The organism is Herbiconiux ginsengi (genome assembly GCF_900107435.1).
Lineage (GTDB): Bacteria > Actinomycetota > Actinomycetes > Actinomycetales > Microbacteriaceae > Herbiconiux > Herbiconiux ginsengi.
Genome location: NZ_FNPZ01000004.1, coordinates 271,848 through 296,149, shown reverse-complemented (window position 1 = coordinate 296,149; position 24,302 = coordinate 271,848). Strand labels below are relative to the sequence as shown.

21 protein-coding genes are annotated in these 24,302 nt (G+C 71.0%); 5 read left to right on the top strand and 16 right to left on the bottom strand.

Annotated elements, in window-relative coordinates; genetic code table 11:
- Window positions 1-28: 28 nt before the first annotated feature.
- Both BLW00_RS17720 and BLW00_RS17715 read right to left on the bottom strand, forming a co-directional pair.
- Window positions 29-1,459: an amidase gene (locus tag BLW00_RS17720; protein ID WP_092556658.1), complete on the bottom strand. Its 1,431-nt coding sequence runs from the start codon at window positions 1,457-1,459 to the stop codon at window positions 29-31.
- Window positions 1,459-2,808, bottom strand: a complete 1,350-nt coding sequence (locus BLW00_RS17715; RefSeq protein WP_092556656.1) for an amidohydrolase — start codon at window positions 2,806-2,808, stop codon at window positions 1,459-1,461. Before BLW00_RS17715 ends, BLW00_RS17720 begins: the two co-directional genes overlap by 1 nt.
- 84 nt (window positions 2,809-2,892) lie before the next feature.
- On the opposite strand from BLW00_RS17715, the gene BLW00_RS17710 reads away from it, so the two are divergent.
- A complete protein-coding gene (locus BLW00_RS17710) occupies window positions 2,893-4,293 on the top strand; it encodes a GMC oxidoreductase (RefSeq protein WP_175494348.1) in 1,401 nt (466 codons plus the stop codon).
- Here the strand turns inward: BLW00_RS17710 and BLW00_RS17705 are convergent.
- The 4 genes from BLW00_RS17705 to BLW00_RS17690 are packed head-to-tail and all read right to left on the bottom strand — an operon-like array spanning window position 4,280 to window position 9,634.
- Window positions 4,280-5,737, bottom strand: coding sequence for an aldehyde dehydrogenase family protein (locus BLW00_RS17705; protein WP_092556652.1), 1,458 nt, complete (start codon window positions 5,735-5,737; stop codon window positions 4,280-4,282). The two genes, BLW00_RS17710 and BLW00_RS17705, sit on opposite strands and share 14 nt — an antisense overlap.
- 43 nt (window positions 5,738-5,780) lie before the next feature.
- The gene (locus tag BLW00_RS17700; protein WP_092556650.1) at window positions 5,781-7,316 is read right to left on the bottom strand and encodes a glutamine synthetase family protein; all 1,536 of its coding nucleotides are present in this window, start codon (window positions 7,314-7,316) and stop codon (window positions 5,781-5,783) included.
- A complete protein-coding gene (locus tag BLW00_RS17695; RefSeq protein ID WP_092556648.1) occupies window positions 7,309-8,646 on the bottom strand; it encodes a Rieske 2Fe-2S domain-containing protein in 1,338 nt (445 codons plus the stop codon). The genes BLW00_RS17700 and BLW00_RS17695 overlap by 8 nt, the downstream gene beginning before the upstream one ends.
- A 43-nt stretch (window positions 8,647-8,689) precedes the next feature.
- Window positions 8,690-9,634: a PDR/VanB family oxidoreductase gene (locus tag BLW00_RS17690; protein WP_217634417.1), complete on the bottom strand. Its 945-nt coding sequence runs from the start codon at window positions 9,632-9,634 to the stop codon at window positions 8,690-8,692.
- Between the two features lie 138 nt (window positions 9,635-9,772).
- Here BLW00_RS17690 and BLW00_RS17685 point away from each other — a divergent pair, with 138 nt between their 5' ends.
- A complete protein-coding gene (locus BLW00_RS17685; protein ID WP_092556646.1) occupies window positions 9,773-10,489 on the top strand; it encodes a GntR family transcriptional regulator in 717 nt (238 codons plus the stop codon).
- Between the two features lie 16 nt (window positions 10,490-10,505).
- Here BLW00_RS17685 and BLW00_RS17680 read toward each other — a convergent pair whose 3' ends face one another.
- From BLW00_RS17680 to BLW00_RS17650, 7 genes are all read right to left on the bottom strand, one after another.
- The gene (locus tag BLW00_RS17680) at window positions 10,506-11,006 is read right to left on the bottom strand and encodes a hypothetical protein (protein WP_092556644.1); all 501 of its coding nucleotides are present in this window, start codon (window positions 11,004-11,006) and stop codon (window positions 10,506-10,508) included.
- Between the two features lie 3 nt (window positions 11,007-11,009).
- The gene (locus tag BLW00_RS17675; protein WP_175494347.1) at window positions 11,010-12,923 is read right to left on the bottom strand and encodes a primary-amine oxidase; all 1,914 of its coding nucleotides are present in this window, start codon (window positions 12,921-12,923) and stop codon (window positions 11,010-11,012) included.
- Complete coding sequence (locus BLW00_RS17670; RefSeq protein WP_092557171.1) at window positions 12,910-14,448, bottom strand: gamma-glutamyltransferase; 1,539 nt, start codon at window positions 14,446-14,448, stop codon at window positions 12,910-12,912. Before BLW00_RS17670 ends, BLW00_RS17675 begins: the two co-directional genes overlap by 14 nt.
- Before the next feature lie 2 nt (window positions 14,449-14,450).
- Window positions 14,451-15,563 carry an N-methyl-L-tryptophan oxidase gene (gene solA / locus BLW00_RS17665; protein WP_092556640.1) on the bottom strand — a complete coding sequence of 371 codons (1,113 nt, stop codon included), beginning with the start codon at window positions 15,561-15,563 and terminating at the stop codon, window positions 14,451-14,453.
- Window positions 15,560-16,816: an aminotransferase class V-fold PLP-dependent enzyme gene (locus BLW00_RS17660; protein ID WP_092556638.1), complete on the bottom strand. Its 1,257-nt coding sequence runs from the start codon at window positions 16,814-16,816 to the stop codon at window positions 15,560-15,562. Before BLW00_RS17660 ends, solA begins: the two co-directional genes overlap by 4 nt.
- Before the next feature lie 85 nt (window positions 16,817-16,901).
- Window positions 16,902-18,281: an FAD-dependent oxidoreductase gene (locus tag BLW00_RS17655; RefSeq protein ID WP_092556636.1), complete on the bottom strand. Its 1,380-nt coding sequence runs from the start codon at window positions 18,279-18,281 to the stop codon at window positions 16,902-16,904.
- A 13-nt stretch (window positions 18,282-18,294) separates the two neighbouring features.
- Entirely contained in the window at window positions 18,295-19,041 is a 747-nt protein-coding gene (locus tag BLW00_RS17650) for an aquaporin (RefSeq protein ID WP_092556635.1), read from the bottom strand.
- A 49-nt stretch (window positions 19,042-19,090) separates the two neighbouring features.
- Between BLW00_RS17650 and BLW00_RS17645 the strand changes: the two genes are divergently transcribed.
- From BLW00_RS17645 to BLW00_RS17635, 3 genes are read left to right on the top strand one after another with little or no spacing between them, the layout of a single operon-like run.
- A complete protein-coding gene (locus tag BLW00_RS17645) occupies window positions 19,091-19,765 on the top strand; it encodes an arsenate reductase/protein-tyrosine-phosphatase family protein (RefSeq protein WP_092556633.1) in 675 nt (224 codons plus the stop codon).
- A gap of 13 nt (window positions 19,766-19,778) precedes the next feature.
- The gene (locus tag BLW00_RS17640; protein WP_092556631.1) at window positions 19,779-20,435 is read left to right on the top strand and encodes an arsenate reductase ArsC; all 657 of its coding nucleotides are present in this window, start codon (window positions 19,779-19,781) and stop codon (window positions 20,433-20,435) included.
- 29 nt (window positions 20,436-20,464) lie between these two features.
- A complete protein-coding gene (locus BLW00_RS17635; RefSeq protein ID WP_092556629.1) occupies window positions 20,465-20,860 on the top strand; it encodes an arsenate-mycothiol transferase ArsC in 396 nt (131 codons plus the stop codon).
- Window positions 20,861-20,931: 71 nt separating this feature from the next.
- Here BLW00_RS17635 and BLW00_RS17630 read toward each other — a convergent pair whose 3' ends face one another.
- From BLW00_RS17630 to BLW00_RS17620, 3 genes are read right to left on the bottom strand one after another with little or no spacing between them, the layout of a single operon-like run.
- Complete coding sequence (locus BLW00_RS17630; protein WP_139256780.1) at window positions 20,932-22,413, bottom strand: hypothetical protein; 1,482 nt, start codon at window positions 22,411-22,413, stop codon at window positions 20,932-20,934.
- Entirely contained in the window at window positions 22,403-23,194 is a 792-nt protein-coding gene (locus tag BLW00_RS17625) for a TIGR03943 family putative permease subunit (RefSeq protein WP_245741662.1), read from the bottom strand. The genes BLW00_RS17630 and BLW00_RS17625 overlap by 11 nt, the downstream gene beginning before the upstream one ends.
- On the bottom strand, window positions 23,187-24,236 hold the full coding sequence (locus BLW00_RS17620) for a permease (protein ID WP_245741661.1): 1,050 nt from the start codon (window positions 24,234-24,236) through the stop codon (window positions 23,187-23,189). Before BLW00_RS17620 ends, BLW00_RS17625 begins: the two co-directional genes overlap by 8 nt.
- Between the last annotated feature and the right edge of the window lie 66 nt (window positions 24,237-24,302).

Genomic DNA, 24,302 nt, shown 5'->3' with positions numbered 1-24,302 from the left:
GCGCGCGCCCGCGCCGGTCGGCGTGGGTTCAGGCGGGAATCCCCGTCGGCACGGCGCCGACATGCCCGAGCACGTCTTCGATCGCCGCTCCGATCTCGAGCAGGCGGGCGTCGCCGCGCGAGGGGCCGACGAGCTGCATTCCCACGGGCAGACCCGATGCGGTGAAGCCGGCCGGGGTCGCGAGCACCGGATGCCCGGTGACGGTGATGCGGCAGGCGGCGCGCTGCCAGAAGAAATAGCGGTCGAACTCCACGCCGTCGATCTCCGACACCCATTCGACCTCGGCCGGGGGTGCCGCGACCGGTGTCGCGGGATAGATGACGGCATCGACCTCGGTGAGCACCGCGGCCGTGCGGCGGAAGATCTCGGTGCGCACGGCGAGCGCCTCGGCGTAGGTGTCGGCGGTGAGCGCCCGGCCCTCGCGCACGTTGCGCAGGTAGTCCTCGCGGAATCCGGAGCGCCCGTCGTCGAAGCGGGCCTTGCCGTCGGTGCCGAAGCCGAACATCTCGATCGCCTGCCACGCCTCGTCGGCCCCGGAGAGGTCGGGCTCGAGGTCGACCACCACCACGCCCGCGGCCTCGAGGGTCGCACGGGCTTCGGCGAGCACCCGGCGCACCTCCGGGTCGATCGGCAGGCCGCCGACGTCGGGGCTCCAGCCGAGCCGCAGCGTCTCCGGTCGAGGTGCGCTCCCGACGAGGAGACCGGAGGGGTCCTCCACCCAGGAGAGCGGGGCCCGGCTGTCGCGCCCCGAGATGCCGGAGAGCAGGAGAGCGGCGTCACGGGAGTCCCGGGCCATCGGGCCGAGCACGCCGTGCGGGTCCCAGCCGTTTCCGAGGCGGCCGGTGGGCACGGTGCCGGGCGTCGGGCGCAGGCCGACGATGTTGCAGAGCGAGGCGGGATAGCGGATGCTGCCGCCGCTGTCGGAGCCGTCGGCGATCGGCAGCATTCCCGCGGCGAGCGCCGCGCCCGCGCCGCCACTGGAGCCGCCGGCGTGGCGGGAGAGATCCCACGGGTTGCGGCAGATCCCGCGGATGGGGTTGAAGGTGAGCGTGCCGAGCCCCACCTCGGGCGTGTTCGTCTTGCCGATGATGAGAGCACCCGAGCCGCGCAGCTTCTCGGCCAGCACGCTGTCGCGCGTGGCGGGGCGGGCATCCCGGTACGCCGCCGAGCCGTGCGAGGTCGGGAGGCCGGCCACGTCGATCAGGTCTTTCACGCCGGTCGGCAGCCCGTGCAGGGGTCCGACGACCTCGCCGGCGGCGACAGCGGCATCGGCGCGAGTGGCCATCTCGAGCGCCTCGGTCTCGGTGACGAGCGACACGAAGGCCGCGACATCGGGTTCGACCTCGGCGATGCGGTCGAGATGGGCGCGCATGACCTCGACGGCGGAGATCTCCCGGGCGGCGATCCCGGCCGCGAGATCGCGGGCGGTCCAGCGGTACAGCGGCGCTTCGGCCATCATCAGGTCTCCCTCGTGTAGACGGTTCTGCCTCCGACGTCCGTGCGCAGCACGGTGAGCTGCCGGAGATCGTCGACGGCGGTCTCGAGCGGGTCGTGCGACCACAGCGCCCAGTCCGCGCGGAATCCGGGCCGGAGTGCTCCGCGCTCGTGCTCGGCCATCGCGGCGTAGGCGGCTCCGGTGGTGTAGGCGGCGAGTGCCTCGTGGATCGTGATCGCCTCGCGGAGGCTCAGCGGCTCGGCTTCGCCCGCCACGCGACGGGTCACCGCCTGCCACAGGAGGTGCCGCGGATCGAACGCGAAGAAGGGGCCGTCGGAGCCGAAGGCGACGGTGGCGCCGGCGTCGAGCCAGCCGCGCACGGGGTTGGCCGACTCGGCGCGGTCGCCGATCGCCCGGCGGAGACCGGCGCCGTTGTGCCAGATGATCGAGGGCTGCAGAGAGGCGATCACACCGGCGGCGGCCGCGCGCCGCATGATCTCCGGGGTCGTCTCGAGATAGGCGTGGATCGCCTGGAACCGCAGGGGGACGACGGCGTCGCCGGCGCGCTCGGCCGCGCGCGCGACGAGGTCGACGGCCGCGGCTCCCACGGCGTGCGTGCCGACGCCCCAGCCGTGCTCCGCGCACCAGAGCACGAGTCGTTCGTAGTCCTCGTCGGAGAGACGTTGGAGGCCGCGGTAGCCCGAGGCGTTCCACGGCTCCTGCAGCAGCGCCTGGCCCTTGAGCGCCTCGCCGTCGGCGTAGACCTTGATGGGGCCGAGCCGCAGCATCGCATCGCCGAAACCCGTCGACACCCCGGTTCCGTCGAGATGGGCGATGACCGCGTCGACGTCGGGGAACGCCGCGGTGCCGAGGTCGAGGAAGGGCATCGCGAGCGTACGCATCGTGAGGAGCCCGCGGCGATGCGTCTCCTGGTAGCCGCGCATCTCGTCGATCGTGACGGCCGGGTCGACCACGCCGGTGATGCCGAGGGCGTGCAGGAGCGGCTGCACCCGCACGAGCGCACGCACCCGGTCGGCGAACGGCGGATGCTCGGGGCCGTCGTCGTCGAAGCTCTCGCGCATCGCGTCGATGTACCGGTCCACGCCGTCGTCGGCCCCGAGGTAGTCGAGAGCCTTGAGCCCCGCGCGCTGCAGATGCAGATGGGCATCGATGAGGCCGGGGAGCACGACGCCGTCGAGCTCCTCCACCGGAGTGCCCGGCGCCATGGCCGCCTGCACCTCGGCGAGATCGCCGATGGCCGCGATGCGCCCGTTCGACACGGCCAGAGCTTCGGCGCGCGGGAGCTCGGCGTACATGGTCACGATGTGACGGGCGACGACGATCCGCGCGCCGGAGGATGCCGGGGCGTTCACTGCGGAGAGGTGCGAGCCGATGATCCGCCTCCTGAAGCGAGAATGGTCCGACTAATTGGATACACAGTTCACTATACTGGATCCATGACTGAGGCAACTCCGGTCGTCGTCGTGGGCCTCGGGCCGGCTGGCGTGATCGTATCCCGGGTGCTGGCCGGCGCGGGAATCCCGGTGCTCGCCCTCCAGCCGCAACCGGAGCCCGCACACCGCTCGCCGACCGCCTCTCCCCCGCCGACGGTGCGCCGCTCGCCGGCCGAGACGGCCGCGCCCGCGCGAGCGCCGCACCAGGGCGCCGACCGCCTCGGCGGGTCGAAGCATCTCGCCGCCCCGCAGAGCTACCGGCTCGACCCCGGCGCATTCGACTCCTGGCCGCTCTCGATCGACGAGCTCGACGGCTACTACCGCCGGGTCGAACGCGCGTTCCGGGTCGCGCCCCGGCCGGAGACCGCGTGGACCGCCCGGATGCACGCCGCCGCGCTCTCGATCGGCCACGCGCCGTTCGCCGCTCCCGCCGCCGCCTCGGGAGACACGTCGGCGCTGCTCCGGCATCCGGGCATCACGGTCGTCGACGCGACGGTGACCCGCGTCATCCGCGACTCCTCCGGAGCGGTCACGGGAGTCGAGAGCATCGACGCGTCCGGTCAGAGGCACCGCACCGCCTGCCGCACGGTGGTCGTCGCGGGAGGCGTGATCGCCGGCATCCGGCTCCTGTTGCTCTCGGGCATCACCGGAGGCGGGCTCGTGGGCAGCGGCCTGATGTCGCACAACGCGTTCACGGTCAACGGGCTCTTCCCCGGTGTCGATCTCGGCCGGGACCGGGCGGGCGCCGCGTCCGCGGTGGCGATCTCGGAGTTCGAGGGTGATCGCTTCGACCACGCCGGCCTCGGTTTCACGGGCGGCTCGGTGCTGCAGGCGGCGATGACCGGCCCGCGCACGGCCGCGTGGCGCGAAGCCTGCGCCACCGGCCTCCCGTCGGCCACCGCGGGCGACGATCCGGTCGCCTGGATACGCCGGCACGAGTCGTCGATCGGCACGGTGTGGGCCCAGCCCGACCAGCTCGCCCGCCCGGAGAACCGGGTCGACCTCGACCCCACGCATCGCGACGTGGCGGGCGACCCCGTCGCACGGGTGACCTTCGACCTCGCCGACGACGACCGGTTGCGCTGGCGTTTCCTCGCCGACCGGATGCGGCGATGGCTCGAGGCCGCCGGTGCCGGCACCACGTGGGCCGCGCCGATCGAGCCGCAGCCGCTCGGCACGCACCTCTACGGCGGCGTGCCCATGGGCGCCGATCCGGCCACCTCGGTGGTGGACTCCTTCGGCCGGGCCCACGACACGCCGGGCCTCGTCGTGGTGGGGTCGTCGACGTTCCCGTCGACCGGCGGCCGGGGCCCGGTCGAGACCATCGAGGCGCTCGCCTGGCGCACGGCCGAGCGCCTCGCGAGAGACGCCCGCCGCGCTGCCCCCTCGGCTAGATCGCGATGACCACGCTCTTCGGCTCGCAGAATCCGCGCAGTCCCTCGTCGCCGAGATCGCGGCCGAGGCCCGATTCGCCGACCCCGCCGAAGCTGAGCGCGGGGTCGAAGACGTTGTAGGTGTTCACCCACACGGTGCCGGCCACGAGGGCCCCCGCCATCCGGTGGGCGCGCGAGAGGTCGCGCGTCCAGACCCCCGCGGCGAGCCCGTAGGCGTTGTCGTTGGCGATGCGCACCGCATCCGCCTCGTCGTCGAACGGGATGATGCCGACGACCGGTCCGAAGATCTCCTCGCGCGCGATCGTCATGTCGTTCGTGACCCCGGAGAACAGCGTCGGCTCGACATAGAAGCCGGGTTCCCGGATGCCGCCGCCCACCTCGAGGGTGGCGCCCTCCTCGATACCGGTGCGGATGTAGCCGAGCACGCGCTGACGCTGCTCCTCCGAGACGAGCGGCCCCACCGTGATGCCACCGTCGAGTCCGTCGCCGACGGGCACCGTGCGCACGGCTGCGGCGAGACGCTCGGTCATCTCGGCGAGGATCGAGCGCTGCACGAGCAGACGGCTGCCCGCGGTGCACATCTGGCCGGAGTGCCCGAAGGAGGCGCGCATGGCCGTCATGACGGCGGCGTCCAGATCCGCGTCGTCGAAGACGATGTTGGGGCTCTTGCCGCCGAGTTCGAGTGTGACGCGCTTGAAGTCGTCGGCGGCGACGTGTGCGACGCGCCGGCCGACCTCCGTCGAGCCCGTGAAGGTGATCTTCGCGATGCCGGGGTGCGCGATGAGCGCCGCACCGACCGCGCCGTCGCCCGTCAGCACGCTGACGACCCCGTCGGGCACGCCGGCCTCCTGCATGATCTTCGCCAGGCGCAGGAGGGTGACCGGCGTGTCTTCGGCGGGCTTCGCGATCACCGGGCAGCCCGCCGCGAGAGCCGGTGCGAGCTTGAAGGCGGCCGTCATGATCGGGAAGTTCCACGGCAGCACGATCGCCACCGGGCCCACCGGCTCCAGCACGGTGTAGACGTGGTGGGCGCCGCCGTCGATCGGGATCACCGATCCGCCGAGCCGTGAGGGCGCACCGGCGAAGTGCCGGAACGTGCGGGCGGCGCTCGCCGTGTCGGCCCGTGACCGCTCGATCGGCTTGCCGTTGTCGCGCGTCTCGAGAACCGCGAGTTCTTCGAGCTGCGCCTCGATGAGGTCGGCCACCCGGTTCAGGATGCGCGCCCGGTCGAGCGGGACCATGCCGCGCCAGCGCCGGTCGGCGTGAGCGGCGACGGCGGCGGCGACCGCCGCGTCGACGTCGGCCGGAGTGGCGTCGGCGACCGTCGTGAGCACCTCCTGGGTCGCCGGGTCGACGACGTCGCGAAGCGTGCGCCCTCCGGCCTCGACCCAGTCGCCCGCGAGGAAGAAGGGCTCATAGGCCGGCAGGGCCTCGACGGTGGATCTGATGCTCATCTGGTGTTCTCTCTTCGTTGTGCGGATGCTCGTGCGGGCGGGATCAGAAGATCCCGAAGTACTCGCGCTGCTCCCAATCGGAGACGTGGCGGAGGTAGCGGCCGAACTCGGCGCGCTTGATCGCTGCGTACCAGTCCACCACGGTCTGGCCGAGCGCTTGCCGGAAGGCGTCGTCGGCCGCCAGAGCATCGACGGCGGCGCCGAGCGATGTGGGCAGTGGCGGCGCATCCGTCTCGTAGGGATCGGTCGTGGGCGGCGGGGGCGTGAGGCCGCGCTCCATGCCGTCCATGCCGCTGATCAGCTGCGAGGCGATGTAGAGGTAGGGGTTCGCGGCCGGCTCGCCCGAACGGTTCTCGAGGCGCGTCGCCGGGTCGCCCGGGCCGCCCACCGCGCGGATCATCGCACCCTTGTTGTCGATGCCCCAGGCGACCCGGTCGGGGGCGAGGGAGAACGGCTGATAGCGCTTGTAGCCGTTCACCGTGGGGGTGGTGAACGCGGCGGCTGCGGGCGCGTGCGCCAGCAGGCCGGCCAGGTACGATCGTGCGAGCGCGCTCAGCGGCCCGGTCTCCGTCTCGGCGTCGGGGATGAACACTGGCTCGCCGGTGCCGAGCATCGAGAGCGACTGGTGCAGGTGCCATCCGGTCGACGCACCCTCCGCCCCCTGGGGCCGGGACATGAAGGTCGCGTGATACCCGAGCCCTCGCGCGATGCGCCGCACCGCCATCCGGCAGAGCACGACCGCATCGGCGATGACCGCGGCGTCGCCGGCCTCCATCGTGATCTCGAACTGGCTGGGGCCGAATTCGAGCTCGATCGAGCGCAACGGCAGGTCGAGCAGCGTCAGGCCCTGGTAGAGGGCGTCGACGAAGGGCTGCAGGGCGTCGAGCGATTCCTCGTGCAGCAACTGGGAGCCCCGCGTGGTCGGCGAGGCGCTGATCGCGTCGCCCGGCCGGCCGGGCGCACCGACGTGGCCGGGAGCCAGCGACTCGTCGTCGACTTTGTAGAGATGGAACTCGAGCTCGGCGCCGACCGTCATCGCGAGCCCCCGGGAGGCGAGGGCGGCGAGCTCGGTCCGCAGGATCGTGCGCGTGCAGAACGGCACCGGGGCGCCGTCGGGAAAGCGCAGATCGCAGAGGATCCACGCCGTGCGATCGGTCCACGGCAGCACCCGGAAGGTGGTCGGGTCGGGCACGAGCACGATGTCGCCGGCGCCGCTGAAGCCCTCCACGCCCACGCCGGTCTCGGCCGAGAAGACAGAGAACACCGACAGCCCGGAGGTGTCTTTCAGCAGCAGGGAGCTCGGCACCGTGAGGCCCGAACGCAGGGCGGCGGCGACGCCGGCCCGCGTGACGGTCTTGCCGCGGAGGATTCCGTGCTGGTCGACGAAGGAGAAGCGCACCATCTCGATGCCGAGCTCGTCCATGACGCGCCGCAGCTGGCCGGCGGCGGCGTACTGCGCCTCCGACCACAGGTCGTGACGGGCCACGAAGCCGGTGCGCTCGGCCGCGAGGATCGGGCGAGCCGACACCCCGCCGCCGTTCTCCGACACGCGCCGTTCGTCGGCGTTGCGCTCACGCATCGACCGAGACCTCCACGCTCGCCTGGGGTCCTGCCCACGGCGACGCCGCCCGGCGCTCCTGCTCGCGCTGCACCCAGCGCTCCTGCCAGGAATCGTTCGCCGCGATCGTGTCCATCGCGATGGGCCCGGTGAGCTGTGCGGCCTCCGCGGCGCTCACCGGATGCGACGGCGTCTGCGCCCCCGCGGCGAATGCCTCCATCGCGCGCAGCAGCAGCCGGCGGTTCGCACTCACCGCGCGGTCGGAGACGCCGAGGCGCTCCACCGTGCGGTCCTGGATGGGGCCCATGCTCTCCACCGCCCATTGGTCGTGCACGTTGATGTCGAGGCCCATGCCCGTGTAGGTGAGCTCCTTCTGCTCCTGGGGGTCGAAGCCCCAGTTGTTGCTGCGGTTGCGCAAGGGCCGGTACTCCGGAAGGCTCACGCCCTCGAGGCGCTGCTGAAGCAGGGTGTCCTTGTCGGTGGTCTCGGCGAAGTCGTACCAGATCATGAACCAGTAGTGGTTGTCGTCGTCGATCGGCACGTGCCACTGCGTGAAGACCTTCGTGTTGCCGAACGGCACCACGAAGGCGTTCGGGAACATGAGGTTGGTCACCCGCACGTGCTTGATGTCCTCGGTCAGTTGGCGCAGGGCGTAGACGCGCAGCCCGTGCTCGGCGTTCTCCACCTCGATGTCGGGGCGGAAGCTCTCACCCACGAGCATCGACAGCTTCTTGCCGGTGCCCTCGACCTCTTCGGCGAACTGCTGACCGTACATCTCCCGCGGATCCTCCTGGATGAAGCGGTGGAGGAACGACACATGGCTCGGATCGATACCGCCCTCGAGGCCCTGCAGCCAGTTGCACTCCCACAGGCCCTTGAAGGCGAAGGTGTACTCCTCCGGCGCCACGAAGCAGTCGTAATCGGGAAACGGCGGTGGGTCGCCGGCCCCCATGTAGGCGAAGACGATGCCGTTCTTCTCCACGCACGGGTAGTTCGCGATGCGCACCTTGCCGAGGAACTGGCTGTGGTCGGGTTCCGCCGGCTGCTCGACGCATCGACCCTCGCCGTCGTAGAGCCAGCCGTGGTAGAGGCAGCGGATGCCGTCTTCTTCGAGACGCCCGAACGACAGGTCGACGCCTCGGTGCGCGCAGTAGCGGCTGATCAGGCCCCAGCCCTGCCGCTTCTTGAACAGCACCAGGTCTTCGCTCATGATGCGCACCTGCTTCACGGGGCGCTCTCCCGGCATCTCCGACACCAGGGCCACCGGCTGCCAGTAGGAGCGCAGGAGGTTGCCGAGCGGCGTCCCCGGGCCCGAGCGGGTGATCTTCTCGTTGTCTTCCTGTTTGAGCATGCGAGTGGCTCCTTCAGTGGTTTCGGCGGGGAGGCGGTGTGGTCTAGGCGTCGAGCACGAGCACGGGGCAGGATGCGCGGGAGACGCACACCATGAGGCAGTGGTTCTCGGACTTCTCCTGCGCGGTGAGCACGAAATCCCGGTGCTCGGCCTCGCCGTCGACGATGCGGGTCTCGCAGCTTCCGCAGATGCCCTCCTCGCAGTCGGTGAGCACGTCGACGCCGGCGCCGCGCATGACCTCGAGAATGGTCTCGTCGGGCGACACGTCGAGTTCGAGGCCGCTGCGGTCGAGGCGGATGCGGAACGGCCCGCCCGGCTCGTAGTGCACCTCGGGGGCGGAGAAATACTCCATCCGCAGCCGCTCCGAGTCATCGGTCACCGCCTCGGCCAGGGCGGAGAGCATCCGTTCGGGGCCGCACGCGTAGACGAGGGCGTCGGGTGAGGCGGCGACCTCCGCGACGAGGTCGGCGCGGGTGCCCTCATCGGCGGCGATCACGCGGCAGTCGCCGCCTCGTCCGGCGATCTCGTCGAGGAAGGGCATGCGGGAGCGGGAGCTGCCGAGATAGAGCAGCCGCCAGGCCGCGCCGCGCTCGCTCGCCTCGCGCAGCATGGGCAGAAGAGGAGTGATGCCGATGCCGCCGGCGATGAAGAGGTATTCGGCCGCCGGCTCGAGCACGAAGTGGTTGCGGGGTTCGCGAAGCACGACTTCGTCGCCCGGTCGCAGGCGCTCGTGGATGGCGCGGGAGCCGCCTCGGCTCTCGGTCTCGCGCCGCACGGCGATGCGGTAACGCGGGGAGGCCGGGTCGCCGCAGAGGGAGTATTGGCGCACGGGCGCTCCGGGCACGACGAGGTCGATGTGGGAGCCCGGGGTCCAGCGCGGCAGCGCACCGGCGAGCGCCTCGAACTCGACCGACAGGACGTCGTCGGCTTCGCGGGCGAGCGTGCGAACCCGCACGCGCAGCTCGGTCATCACCGCGGAATCAACCATACGTGGATCCTAACATGGCAGACATGGATCCAATTAGCGGCAGTTGGGACGCCATGCCGTACGCTTGCAGAACCCCGGCCGAGCGGACTGCTACCGTTCCGGGAGATCGCAGCGAGTGCACCGCGGGAGGAGACACGAATGTCGGAGGAGACGATCGGCGAACTGTCGTCGGGGCACGCGCTCGTCGACGAGATCGCCGCGAGGATCCGAGCCCGGATCATGAGCGGCGACATCCCGATCGGCGCTCAGTTGCGGCAGGCCGAGCTCGCGAACGACTTCGGCGTGAGCCGCACCCCCGTGCGCGAGGCGCTCCGGCAGCTGCAGACCGGCGGCCTCATCGACGTCGTGCCGAACCGCGGGGCCGTGGTGCGGGTGCCTGCCCCCTGGGAGGTGCGCGAGGCCTACGAAGTGCGCGCCGAACTCGAAGCCCTGGCCGCCGCCCGTGCGGTGAGCCGTATCTCGCAGAGCGACATCCAGCGCCTCAGGGTCGCCAACCAGGACATGTACGACCGTTCGATCGCCGCCGGCCGACCCGGCGCGGAGCGGGCCACGAACAGCCGGCCCGAGAACGACGTGTTCCACGACACCATCACCACGGTCTCCGCGAACGCACGACTCGCCCGGGCGATCGAGGAGATCAACGAGACCTTCCCGCGCAACGTGTCGGCGCAGCTCCTCGTGAACGACGATCGGCACCGCGAGGAGAACTACCAGGAGCACCTGCGCATCATCGACGCGATCGAGCGGGGCGACGCTGAGGCGGCGAGCGCTCAGATGCGCGCCCACGTGATCGGCGCCGGCGAGCAGCTCGCGCACTGGTACGAGCGGCGCAGCTCGACGGTCTTCACCGCCTGAGGCGCTCGACCGGAGCTCACCCGAGCGCGGCGCCCCCGAGCATCAGCAGCGACGCCGACATCGCCGCGTACTGCACCCGTTCGAGGATGTGCCCGCGCCGCAGTTCCGGGAGGGCGGCGGCGGCCAGCACCACGGCGGCGATCACCAGGGTTCCGAGGAGGAGCGGCGCGGTCGAGCCGTGATGCCCGTGCGCGGCCGCTCGGCCCCCGCCCATCACGAGCATCAGCCCCGCCATCACGATCGCTCCGAGCGAGGAGTGCAGGCGCATCCGCCCGACCCCCGGGGCCTCGCTCGAGCGGCGTCGGCGCACGGCCAGGGCGAGCGCGAGCGCGACGGTGAGCGCGCTCCACACGAGCACGGGCACGAGCCGCAGTCCGCTGACGACGTCGAGCATCGCCGCCACCATGGTGAGCGCGAGCAGCACTTCGCGCACCCGCGGGCGCGCGCCGTCCAGTGCCACGCAGCACGCACCGAGACCGGCCGCGCCGAGGGCACCGAGGTGCAGGACCTCCGCCATCGATCAGTGGCAGGCGTGGCCGCCGTCGACCACGTGGGCCGCACGGGACGGCGGCACGTCGAGCGCCGGGTTGCGGTCGAAGAAGCCGTCGGGCTCGAGTCGAAGCCCGATGTGCTGGATCGGCATGATCGGCCAGTCCTCGGGGCGCACGTAGTGGTGCACTCCGACGATCGGCCACACCACGAGCTCGGCTCCGTCGAGCGGCCGGTCGGCCTGCTGCCAGGCCGTGATGCCCTCTTCCCCGAGCGGGGCCTGGTTCGGGTACTCGCCGGCGATGAAGCGCTCGGCCGGGTCGTAGGCGGTCGCCCACAGGTGTTTCGCGACGAACGGGGCCTTGCGTTCGACGACACTGCCGGGCCGCGCGAACAACCGGGTCGTGTTCGGCAGCACCAGCCGGTAGGAGGTGGAGTCGCCGTAGCGGTTGGTCCGCTCGGTGCTCTCGATGCGCCAGTGCACCGCACGGGAGGGGTCGTTCACGAGCGCAGCCTCCCGCTCGGAGGCGATCGTGGTCGAGACCATCTTCACGGCGTTGCCGTAGGGGTTGAGCGTCTCGTCGTCCTCGATCTCGGCGTGCACTTGCACGAGGCGGTTCCTCGGCCCGTCGACGGCCGTGTCCATGCGCACCGCGAAGTAGTGCTGGTGCGTGGGCGCCTGCACGTTCGGGGCCACCATCCGGCCGAAAGCGGGCTCGTCGCCGTCGTCGATGCCCGACACCGACAGGATGCCCGTCAGCTTCACCTCGAGTTCGATCGCACCGTCTTGGTAGAGGGTCCAGTAGAAGCCGTAGTCGTAGTTGGCCACGGTGGCGAAGGAGGAGATGACGAGGCGGCGCTGACGCCGCACCTCCGATTCGCCGGTGCGCGTGTTCACGTGCTTCCAGAGGATGGAGTCGTCTTCCTCGTGCAGGCAGATCCCGTTGACGATCGTCTTCGCGGCGCCGTAGCCGTCGATGAAGTGGGCATCGAAGTAGCGGATCTCGCCGAGGCAGTCGCAGCCGAGCTCTAGTGAGGCCGTCAGAGGCCCGGCGCCGTACTCGCCCCAGTCGAAGAAGTTCTTGCGATACGCGGTGGGGTCGGCGTCGAGGTAGGGCACGTACATCTCGTTGATCGCGGCCCGGCGCAGCACCGGGCGCACGGTGTCGCCGTCCTGGTAGCCGATGTCGTGCAGCACGAGACCCTCGCGGTGTGTGAATCCAATGCGGAACTGCCAGCCCTGCCAGGAGACCAGGTGGCCGTCGACCTCGAAGCCGGGGCCTTCGGGCTGCACGATCTCGAGCGGGGCGACCGTGCGGTCAGGACCCCAGGTGCCCGAGCGGTAGTTGCCCGTCTCGGCGGCCAGCGGGATCACGCCGTGGTCTTCGAGTCGCACGATCTCGAGCGTCTCGAGGTCGATGATCGGCACGAGGCCGGCGACGGGGCGCGCGTAGCCGTTGTCGTCGGCCGTGAGGCGGTGCCAGACCGTGCCCCAGGAGAGGCGGCGGTCGGCCAGGTCTTCGGGCTCGAATCCCGTGATCGACTCGGGGTCGACCCAGACGAGCGAGGTGTCGTGGATGCCCCGCTTGGCGAGGGCCTCCTTCAGGATCGGGCTGTTGCGGGCGGCGACGGCCACCATCCGGGCCTCGTCCGACGACACACCGGGGCGCTTGGCGTCGACCGGAGTCCAGCCGGAGAGAGATGCGTCCCGGTCAATGCCCGAGGTCCAGCCCGTGACCTCCCATGCCGCGTGGGCATCCGGATTCATCACGACGAGCCGCACCGGGCGGCCCTGGCCGGGAGCGAGTGCTCGGCCGAGGCTCTCCTCGACGGCGATGCCCCAGAACCGCGGGCGTTCGCCGATCCGCTCGTCGGCGCGCACGAGGGCGGAGATCTCGTCGATCTCGGCGGGGGTGACCGGATCGGTCCAGTTACGTGAGGTCATGGGTGGCTCCTTCGTGCTCTGACGGAAAGACAGTGCCGACGCCGTCGGCACGCGGGTCGCTGCCCGCATCGAGGATGGCGGTGGCCCGCGCCCGCCGCACGAGCTGCACGTGGCCGGCGACGTCGGCCGGGCCGGGCAGCTCGACCGACGGCACGCCGAGGGAGGCGGCGGCCTCGTGCACGAGCGCGGGCAAACCCGGTTCGGCGACCAGGGTGAGGCGCTCGTGGCCGAGGTCGACGTCGCCGACGATCCAGCGTGGGGTGGCGAGGATCTCCCCCAGCGGCGCGCCGAGGGCCGACGGGTCGGCGAAGAGCTGGGCGAGGATCCAGGGCTGAGCTCGGCCGCCCTGGCACCCCGCGACGATCACCGCCTCGGCGTCTTCGACGATCAGCGGACACAGCGTGTGGGGCGGGCGGGCTCCCGGGCGGAGCCGGGCGGGTGAGGCGGCATCCATCGTGAACGCGCTCCCCCGGTTGTGGAACAGCACGCCGGTGACGGGGTCGAGCAATCCGGCGCCGAAGGTCTGGTAGACACTCTGCACGATCGTGACCGCCCAGCCCTCGTCGTCGGTCGCGACGACCGCGGCCGTGTCGCCGCTGGCGCGGGCCTCGAGGCGCGGCGCGGCCGAGGCCTCCGACGACAGGTCGAGCAGCCGCTCGACGTCGATCGGCCCGACCCGCGGATCGCCGAGGTGGGCGCCGCGTGCGGCGACACCGCGCACGCTCGCGGCGACGAGGGCCGCGGAGTCGGCGTTGCCGTGCTCGTCGAGGCCGCTCGCCACGACACCCGGGATGAGGGCTCCGGCGGAGGGGGGCGGAGCGATCGACCAGGTGCGGCCGCCCACCTCGGCGACGAGGGCCGGTGTCGACTCGGGCGAGTACGCCGCGAAGTCGGACAGGGCATGAGTCCCGCCCGCCGCCGCCAGCGTGGCGACCAGCTGCCGCGCGATGTCGCCACGGTAGAAGTCGCCCGGGTCGGCGGCGAGCCGCTCCATCGTGTCGGCGAGCGCCGTCTGCACGCAGAGCTCGCCCTCCGTCAAGAACCGGGCGTTCGGGGCGAAGATCGCGGAGAGACCGGCGTCGGCCGTGATCGCCTCGGCCCGCGACTCGATCGCCCGGGCCAACCCGGCGCTCACCGGGCTGCCGGCGCGCGCGGTCGCCGCCGCCTGCCGGAAGGCGGGTTCCAGCCCGAGGGCCGCCCCCTGCTGCGCGACCGCCTGCCAGCCCGCGACGACGCCGGGAACCGTCACGGAGTGCACGCCTTGCTTCGGCACCGCCGCCCAGGACGCCGAAACGGTCTCGATGGCGGCCGGAGCGGTTCCCGCGGCGATGATGGCGGTGGTCTGCCCCGCGGGGTTCCGCACGAGGGCGATGAGGTCGCCGCCGAGGGCGCACTGGTGCGGATAGACCACGGTGAGCATGACCGCGGCGGCGAGGGCGGCATCGAGGGCGTTGCCGCCGGCGGCTGCGGCACGCTCACCGGCGGAGACAGCGGCCGCGTGCGGTGCGGCGAGAGCGATCGACATGGTCACAGCCCCCGTCGCGCGGTCGAGATGAAGTCGAGGTCGGGGCGCGGGATGCCCTCCACCAGATCGGCCACGGCGTCGCCGACGGCCGCACCGAATTTGAAGCCATGGCCGGAGCAGGCCGAGACCGCGATCACGGCCGGACTCTCGGCGAGCGGGCCGATCACGAAGCGCTTGTCCGCGGTCATCGTGTAGAGGCACGCGGCCGCATCCACGATGGAGGTGTCGATGCCTGGCACGTATTCCTCCATGAGGGACCGGATCTCGTCGACCTCGGCATCGGTGGGCGGGGCCACCGGCACCTCGGGGTTCCAGACCGGCCCGGCGTCGATGCCGAGTTTCAGCCCGTTGCCCTGTGCATCCGGGATGCCGAAGACGAGACCCTCGGGGCGGTCGACCGAGAAGGCCCCGAGCTGCGGCGGCCTGCCGGCGAACTGCCCGGGAGCGACCGTCACGGTGACGATCCGCCAGACCTCGAGCAGCGGAGCGAGCGAGGGCAGCAGATCCCCGGCCCAGGGTCCGGCGGCCACCACGAGCCGCCGCGCGCGGATCGGGCCGTCCGGGGTCTGCACGATCACGCCGTCGTCCGTCGGCGACCAGCTCTCCACCTGCTCGCCGAAACGCAGCTGTGCACCGTGGGCACCGGCACTCGTGCGCAGCGCCGCGAGCGCGGCCTCGGCTTCGAGAACCCCGGCGCTCGGGTCGAACACGGCACCGTGGCCGGCGGGGATCCGCAGCGCCGGCATCCGCTCGGCCACGGCCTCGGCGTTCTCGAGGGTCTCGCAACCGGGGCCCTGCAGCGGGGACGCGCCGGCGTGGGCGTAGACACCGCCCGTGCGGTGGATCAGCGTGGTCGCCGACTCGCGTTCGAGGGCCTCCCAGGCGTCGTAGGCCTTCTCGACGAAGCCGTTCCACACCGCGTTCGGGTAGGCGCGACGGATCATCCGGGTGCGCCCGTGCGACGAGCCGCGAGAGTGATCGGGGGTGAACCGTTCGAGGCCGATCACGCGGTGGCCGCGGCGGGCGAGACTGGCCGCCGCCGCACTGCCGTGCACGCCGAGGCCCAGCACCACGACATCCGCGTCCATGCCGCCGGCCGTCGTCACCGCGTTCACGCCTGTCCCTTCCGCTGCGCCCGAGCGATGTCCGAGACACGATCGATCAGTGCAGCGATGTCATTCTCGTCGTTGTAGACGTGGATGGAGGCGCGAACGACGGCGGGGATGCCCCGGTCACCGAGATCCCACTGCCCGTGTGTGGCCGGCACCGAGACGAGCCGCACCTTCTGGCTCGCGAGCTCCGCGACGACCTCGGCCGCCGAGACGCCGTCCACCTCGAAGGTCACGATCGCCGACGGGGTCTCGAGCGGCTCCGCCACCCGCACGCCCTCGACCTCGGCGAGCGCGGCCCGCACCGCGCGCCCGGCGGCCGTCAGCCATGCCTCGGTCGCGGGCAGGCCGCGATCGAGCGCCTCGTCGATCGCGGCGCCGAGACCCAGCCGGGCCGCGATGCCGGCTTCCCAGGTCTCGAATCGGCGCGCGGTGGTGTCGACCTTCCAGTCCGCCGGCGCCGTCCACTGCGCGGCACGCACGTCGGGCGCCGTCGGCGTGAGACGCTCGACGGCCGCGGCGGAGAGGTAGCCGAATCCGGTTCCTCTCGGCGCTCGGAGGAACTTGCGCCCGGTCGTGACGAGGGCGTCGCAGCCGATCTCGCGCACGTCGGTGCGCAGGTGCCCCACCGACTGGGTCGCGTCGACGATGTAGAAGCCGCCGTACGAGCGCACGAGCTCCCCGATCAGCGCGACCGGTTCGACGAGGCCCGATGAGGTCGGCACGTGCGCCACGGTCACGATGGCGGGTGGTCCTTCCGCCAGCAGTCTCTCGAGGGCGTCGAGGTCGATCTGCCGGCCCGGGCCCACCGGCGCGATGTCGAGCACCACCTGCTCTTCGCGTTCGAGTGTCATGAGGTGCAGGGCATGGCTCACGTAGGTGTTGCGAGAGGCGATGATGCGACTGCCGACCCGGGGCCGCAGCGCGTCGAGGATGACACGGAGCCCCGTCGAGGCGCTGTCGAAGAGGGCGATCTCGTCTCGGCCGGCGCCGATGAGCCGCGCCGCCGAGTCGTACACGGCCTCCGACCGCGCGCGCACCTCCGCCGAAGCCTCGTAGCCGCCGACCGATTCCTCGAGGCGCAGATGATCGACGACGGTGGAGACCACGCCGACCGAGGGAAGGGCGGCACCCGCCGCATTGAAGTGGTGCGAACGCCGGGAGCCGGCAGTGAGCTCTCGCTCGCGCTGCACGTCGATCGGTCGTGGTGATGTGCCGGCATCGGATGCCGGCGAGTTCACGGCAGGTATCGAGTTCATGTGCCTTCCGGTTCAAGTAGGATCCAAACATACCAGCTGTGGATCCAATTCTGATAACCGGCGGCAACGGCCGACATCCTGGGGGCTAGGTGCGGAGCTGGCGGCTCCAGGCTTGGGTGGCGACCTGCACGGCGTCCCACGGGGAGCCGAGCGGGGGCGTGTAGGAGAGGTCGAGGTCGCTCATCGCGTCGACCGTCATGCCGTGGTGCAGCGCGGTGGCGTAGGTGTCGACCCGCTTGGCGATCTCGGCTCCGCGGGCGCCGACGAGCTGCGCGCCGAGCAGGAGCCCGGTGTCGGTGTCGCCGGTGATGCGGATGCTGAGCGGTTTCGCGCCCGGGTAGTACGCCTTGTGGTCGTCGGCGATCGCGGTGCCGCTGAGGGGCGTGTAGCCGGCCGAGAGGGCTTCGTGGTCGCGGAGGCCTGTGCGGGCGGCCACGAGGTCGAAGACCTTCACGACCTGGGTGCCGAGGCTTCCGGCGAACCGGGCGTCGCCCCCGATCGCGTTCTCCCCGGCCACTCGACCCTGCTTGTGCGCGGTCGTGCCGAGGGGCAGATAGGTGACACCGAGGAGGCGATGGTGGGTGACCACGCCGTCGCCGGCGGCCCAGACATGGGGCAGGCCGGTGCGCATCCGCTCGTCGACGACGACCGCTCCCCCGGCACCCACGCTCGCGCCGGCATCGGCGAGCAGGCCGGTGTTGGGTCGCACGCCGACCACGACGAGCACCAGGTCGGCGGTGCGGGAGAAGCCGTCGCCATCCTGCACCCCGGTCACGGTGAGGCCGGCGCTCTCGCGGGTGATGCCCTCGACACGGGCGCCGGTCACGACGTCGACGCCGTGGCGGGTGAGCTCGTCGTGTACGAGGGAGCCGAGTTGGGGGTCGAGGGTGGAGAGCACTTCGGGGCCGCGCTGCAGCTGAGTCACCTGGAGACCGCGGACGGTGAGGGCCTCGGCCATTTCGAGGCCGACGTAGCCCGCGCCGACGATGATCGCTGTTTCGGGCTCGTGTTCGTCGAGGTAGCGCTCGAGCGCGAAGGTGTCGCCCATCGAGTGCAGCACGTGCACGCCGTCGTCCGGGCCGAGCCCGCCGGCGCCGCCGATTCCGGTGATGCCGGCCGTCGACGGGGATGCTCCGGTGCCGACCATCAGCTCGTCGTAGGCGATCGTCGACTCTTGCCCGCTCGCATCCCGGACGGCGAGTCGCTGGGCGGCGACATCGATGCCGGTGGCGAGGGTGTCGAGCCGGAGCTGCATCCCGGTCGCTTCGAGGTCGGCGCGGGTGCGGTGGGCGAGGGACTGCCACGGGTTCACCTCGCGAGAGAAGTAGTACGGGATGCCGCAGATCGAGAAGTTCGGGTAGGCGTCCGCGACGACGACGGTCACGTCGACGGTGGGGTCGAGTTCGCGGGCGCGGAGCGCGGTGGAGATTCCGGCGTCGCTTCCGCCGATCGCTACGAGATGCATGAGGGTGTGCCTTTCAGGGGGCTTCGACAGGGATGACGACGTTGCCGGCCGTACGGGCGGCGGTCGGGTAGAACACGAACAGCAGGCCGAGCCCGAGGGCTGCACCGACGAGCTGCGCGAGGATGAACGGGGCGACGGATGCGGGGGCGATGCCGGCGAAGGTGTCGGTGAACGTGCGGGCGATCGTCACGGCCGGGTTCGCGAACGACGTCGAGCTGGTGAACCAGTACGCGGCCCCGATGTAGGCGCCGACCGCGGCCGCGGTGACCTCGCTCCTACCGCTACGGGCGAGAGCGAAGATCAGCAGCACCAGGCCCGCCGTGGCGACGACTTCCCCGACCAGATGGCCGCCGGATGCCCGGTCGGTGGTCGAGAGGGCGGGGGCGGTGTCGAACATGACGCCGGCCAGGAGGGTGCCGGCGATCCCTCCCCCGATCTGAGCGAGCAGATACGGGCCGAGGTCACGGCCCGGGAGACCGTTGCCGCGGCGGCCGATGAGCCAGTCTGCGATCGATACGACCGGGTTGAAGTGCGCCCCTGACACCGGGCCGAGCATCAGGATCAGCACCACCAGGCCGAGCGCGGTGGCGATGCTGTTCTCCAGCAGTTGCAGGCCGGCATCGCCGGCCGAGAGCTGCTGCGCCGCGATCCCAGAGCCCACGACGACCGTGACGAGCAGGCCGGTGCCGACGAATTCGGCAGCCACCCGGCGGGCCAGGTGCGGCCGGGACAGCTCGGGGCGAAGGTGTGCGGTTTTCATGTCGGCCCCATCTTGACGCGAACCAACTAGTTCAGTCAAGATTGAAACAATGAACATTGAGCGAAGTGAAGAGTTAGAGCGGCGGGCAGCGAAGCACGCCGCGCTCAGCGAGCCGGCGCGGCTGCGCATCGTCGACCTGCTCACGCTGGGGGACCTCTCCCCCACCGAGATCCAGGTCGCGCTCGGCATCCGCGCCAATCTCGTCACCCATCACCTGAATGCCCTCGAAGCGGTCGGCATGGTCGCCCGGTCCCGGTCGGAAGCCGACAAGCGCCGCTCCTACGTGCACCTGATCGACACCGCCCTCGACGGCCTCACCCCCGGGGCTGCGGAGCGTGCCGACCGGGTGGTGTTCGTCTGCACCGCGAACTCGGCCCGGTCGCAGCTCGCGGCCGCGCTCTGGGAGCGGCAGTCGAGCATCCCGGCCGCGTCCGGCGGCACGCATCCGGCCGACCGGATCGACCCGGGCGCGATCGCCACCGCGCAGCGTCACGACCTCACCCTCGCGGATGCGCAACCGCGCACCCTCGCCGAGGTGCTCACCGACACCGATTTCGTCGTCACCGTCTGCGACAACGCCCATGAAGAACTGGGGGCAACCGGGAACATCCACTGGTCGATCCCGGACCCCGTTCGGATCGGCACCGCCGCCGCGTTCGACACCACCTACGCCGAGCTGCAACGACGCATCTCGGACCTCGCTCCGCGGCTCGCCGCATCCTGAAAGAGAGCACCCCATGAACCCCGCCATCACCCTCGATCAGCAGTACGCGTTGACGACTGCGGCCACCCGCCTCGAACGCGACTTCGCGGGCACCTTCAACGTCGAGACCATCGAACGGTTCCTGCATTCCTCCTACGATCAGTTCGCGGGACGTGCGAAAGTCACGACGTTCTTGCCGCTGCTGGCCGAGAAGTTCGCCCGCCAACGGTTGAATGCCCTCGCCCGGGTCGAAGGCAAGCACCTCGACGGCAAACCCACCGTGCTGTTTCTCTGCGTCCACAACGCCGGCCGCTCGCAGATGGCGCTCGGCTTCTTCGAGCACTACGCCGGCGAGAACGCGGTCGCCTGGTCGGGCGGTTCGGAGCCGGGCGACCAGGTGAACGGTGAGGCGATCGCCGCGATGACCGAGCGCGGCATCGACATCTCGAACGAGTACCCGAAGCCGTGGACGGATGAGGTCGTGCGCGCCGCCGACGTCGTCATCACGATGGGGTGCGGCGACGCCTGCCCGATCTTCCCCGGAAAACGCTACGAGGAGTGGGTGCTCGACGACCCGGCCGGGTTGACCGCGACCGATATCCGGCCGATCCGCGACGAGATCGAGCGCCGCGTCCTCGCCCTCCTCGACGAGCTCCACGTCACCCCTGGATTCACCAGCTCGCGCGTCTGACCCATCCCCGCACCGACCGAAAGCGATCCATGACCACCACGCCCACCGTCTTGTTCATCTGCCAGCACAACGCCGGCCGCTCCCAGCTCGGGGCCGCGCTGCTCGGCCACCTGGCCGGCGACCGGTTCACCGCGACCTCGGCCGGGCTCTCGCCCGCCGACGAGGTGAACCCGGCCGTGGCCGCGACGGTGGCCGAGCTGGGCATGGACATTTCGGGGAACGTGCCGCGCGCGGTCAGCACCGCAGATCTCGACGAAGCCGACGTCGTGGTGCTGATGAAGCCGGGACTGGTGCTGCCATCGACGCCGCGCGGCGAGCTGCTGGAATGGTCGTTCCCGAACCCGGAGGCGTGGGCCGCCGACGCGGTGCGGCCGCTGCGCGAGGCCGTCTCGGACAAGATCCAGTCGACGCTCCTGACCCGCTAGACGGGAAGCGGGCGCTCCACCGACCTCTCGTCGCCGACGGATCCGTTTGCGATCCTCTCGACACCGATCAGTCAGGCGCACCAGTCGGACTGGAATCCAGGAACGCCGCGAGTGCTCTGTCCGGTGCGGATGTCGATCAGTGATGTCGTCATCCCCGAATAGCCAGGCAGGGCGTAGCCGTCGCTGACGCCGTCGGAGGGGATGGTCTCGACGGCCAGATACTGTCCGTTCGGCGAGATGCAGAAGTCGCGCACTCGGGCGCCGACGACCGGGGGGCGGTAGAGCTCCCTCGTTCCCGTGGGGTCGGACGCCATGATCACCGATCCGACGATGGGACTGGCCTGGCTGTAGTCGACGTCGTCGTACTGCCCGATCGTGAGCCCGCCGGCAAGGGTCACGATCTTCTTCGGATAGAAGGCGGGATCGACGTCGGGGACGGTGCGGTCCAATGGCTGCTGGGCGCCGGTGGCGAGATCGATGGTGGAGACTTGCTCGCCGTCCCCGACGATGAGCTGTACGCCACCCGGCAGAAACCCGAGCATCGCCGCATGCCGGCCGAGGGGCGTCGGTTCGGTGCCGTCGAGCGGATCGATCAGGTAGAGCTGCTGGTCGGTGCCCTGCGCCACGAGCGAGGAGGTGCCCGGCACGAATGCCCAGTCCACGACCCGCAACGGCTCGCCCGAGAATCCCGTGACCTCCTCGGCTCGTCCCGACGACGCGAAGGGGTCGAACACGAACAGGGCGTTCTGGTAGACCCGGCCGGAGGAGTCTGCTTCGGCGGCTCCACCGTTCACGGTGAATCCGAACAGGTGGGCGCTGGGCGAGGCGTGCAGGTTCTGAATGCGTCCGCCGCTCGGGGTGTGCACGTCGGTCGCCGATCCGCCGTCGACGGAGAGCCTGAGCGCGGTTCCGCCGTCGTCGCCGATCACCACGGCCGCCAACGCCGATCCGGCGACCGCGAACTGCTGGATGCGGGGCGCCTGGAACACGACGTCGCTCCGCGCATCCGCACCGCCGGCCACCCCTGACCGCAGGATCTGGTCGTCGGGCCGCTCGGCCGGAGCCGCCCCGCCCTGCCGCAGCAGAGTGTAGACCTCGGAATCCGGAGTCAGAAAAGAGTAGTCGAGGGTGCCCGAGAGCCCCGTCGACGCGCCCTCGACACCCTGCACACGCACGCGGTACTCGGTGGCGTAGTCGAGCATCCCCTGCACGGTGAGAGTGACATCGGCGCCGTCGGTCGCCACCTCGAACGGTGCCGATGGCGTGATGGACACCTGCTCCGCAGTGACGTCTGCCAACGGCTGATCGGCGTGCAGCACGAGTTTCTGCCCGTCGCGCGAGATCACCGCGGCGAGATTGACCGACGCCGTGTCGAGCTTCGGGCCGCGCAGCACGGCGGCGAATCCGAGACCCGCGGCAGCGACCGCCAGCACCGCGATCGTGGCGACGGTCGCTCTGCGGTAGCCGCGCCATCGTCGCGCGCTCTGCCGCGAGGACGGGGGCGCCGGATGCTCGCGCGCACCCGCCGGAGGAACCGTCGGGTCAGTAGACATAGGGCTCCGCAGGCTGGTCGATCGGAACGATCCGCGTCGGCTCGAACACGATCGCCTGGGCGCTCGAGACGCTGGGATTCGCGCCAAAGCCGCCCGTCGCCGTCACCCAGCTGTCCACGGCGTACTGATTCGCCCAACCAGGCAGGTAGACGGGAACCCCGACCGGCTGGGCGTCGACCGCGCAGCAGGTCACCACGAAACGGGCAACGTAGAACACGTTGTCGGGGTCTGCCGGGTCCGGAGTCACGAACCCCGTGAGCGTGGCGGTCTTTCCGGCGAAATAGTCCTCACCCGCTCCTTGACGCAGCAAAGACGCCCAGTCCTTGACCGTGAACGAGTCGGTGTCGCTGCCCACGAGATCGGCAGGTGGAGCCTCCACCGTGCCCTGGTCGGTGAGAGCGGCAGAAGCGTTGAGGTCGCGCTGATCGACGGTCGCGGTGGTGAGCGTGGCCGGCGGCAGCACGAGCAGTGCAGCCACGGCTCCCACCACGATGAGAGCGGTCACCGCGGTCCAGAACCACTCGCGCCGGCCACTCCCGGGGCCATGGTCGTGATCATGGTCGTGCCCGTGATCATGGTCGTCACCCGGAGCACTCGGCAACAGCGCGAACGCGGCGATCACGATCACCCCCGCGAGCACCGCCATGACCACCGTGAACACGACGTAGCGCGGATGGATGTAGAGCCCGAGCTGCCCGGTGACGGCCAGCCACACGATGGCGACGACGCCGACGAGGCTGAGCACGATCCCGCGCCAGCGGGAGAGCAGACGATCACGCAAGGAGATTCACCCCGAATCCCAGAGCGAGGCTCGCCAGGGCGACGACGGCGACCAGGCGCACGAGCGCCCCGGTCGTGAAGGTGGTGCGCATCAACGTGACCATCTTCACGTCGACCATCGCCCCGAACGTGAGGAACGCGACGATCCCACCGGGCAGGAACGTCGAGCCGAAGGCGAGGATGAAGAACGCGTCGACGTTGGAGCAGATCGCAATCACGAACGCCAGCACCATCAACGCCAGCACCGACCAGATCGGATTGCTGCCGAGAGTCACCAGCAGGTCGCGGGAGAGGCCGACCTGGATGGCCCCGGCGATCGCCGACCCCACGATCAAGGCGGGCAGCATGGTCGAGGTCTCCTCTGCGAAGGCCCCGACCGCGCGTCGCAGTTTCACCCCAGGCGCGAGCGCGGCATCCGGTTCGGCGGCTTCGAGGCGGCAAGCCACCTCGAACCGCGGCGTCAGCAGGAGCTCAGGCTGAGGGTGACGACTGAACAACCAGCCCACCAGGTTCGCGATCACGAAGCCGCCGGCGATGCGACCGATCAGGATGCCGTCGTTCCAGCCGAACGCCTGATAGGTCGTGATGATGGTGACGGGGTTGAGGATCGGCGCTGCGAGCAGGAACGTCATCGCCTCGGGCACGCTGAAGCCCTTCATGATGAACCCCCGGGCGAGCGGCACGTTGCCGCACTCGCACACCGGCAGCAGCACCCCGACGAGGGAGATCGTGACGCGGCGCAGCCAGGGCGTTCGCGGCATCACCCGCACCAGCCACCGATCCGGCACCCAGAACCGCACCACGATGGAGATCACGATGCCGAGGAAGACGAACGGCAGCGACTCGATGACCACACTGATGGAGAGCGTCGCGAAATCGCGCACCCGATCGGGCAGTCCCGCAGCATCCCAGCCTGACGTGGCGACTCGCACCGCAAGCAGGGCCGCCCCGATCACCGCTCCGACGATGAGACCCCGGATCGCGAATCGAGGTGAGCGCCCCGAGACCGCCCCGCTCACGCGGGTCGTCAGCTCACGGGTCACGACTGCCAGGGTAGGCGATGCGGCTGCGTCTGTGCGGAGAGCGCGCGGAGCATCGATGCTGTTTCG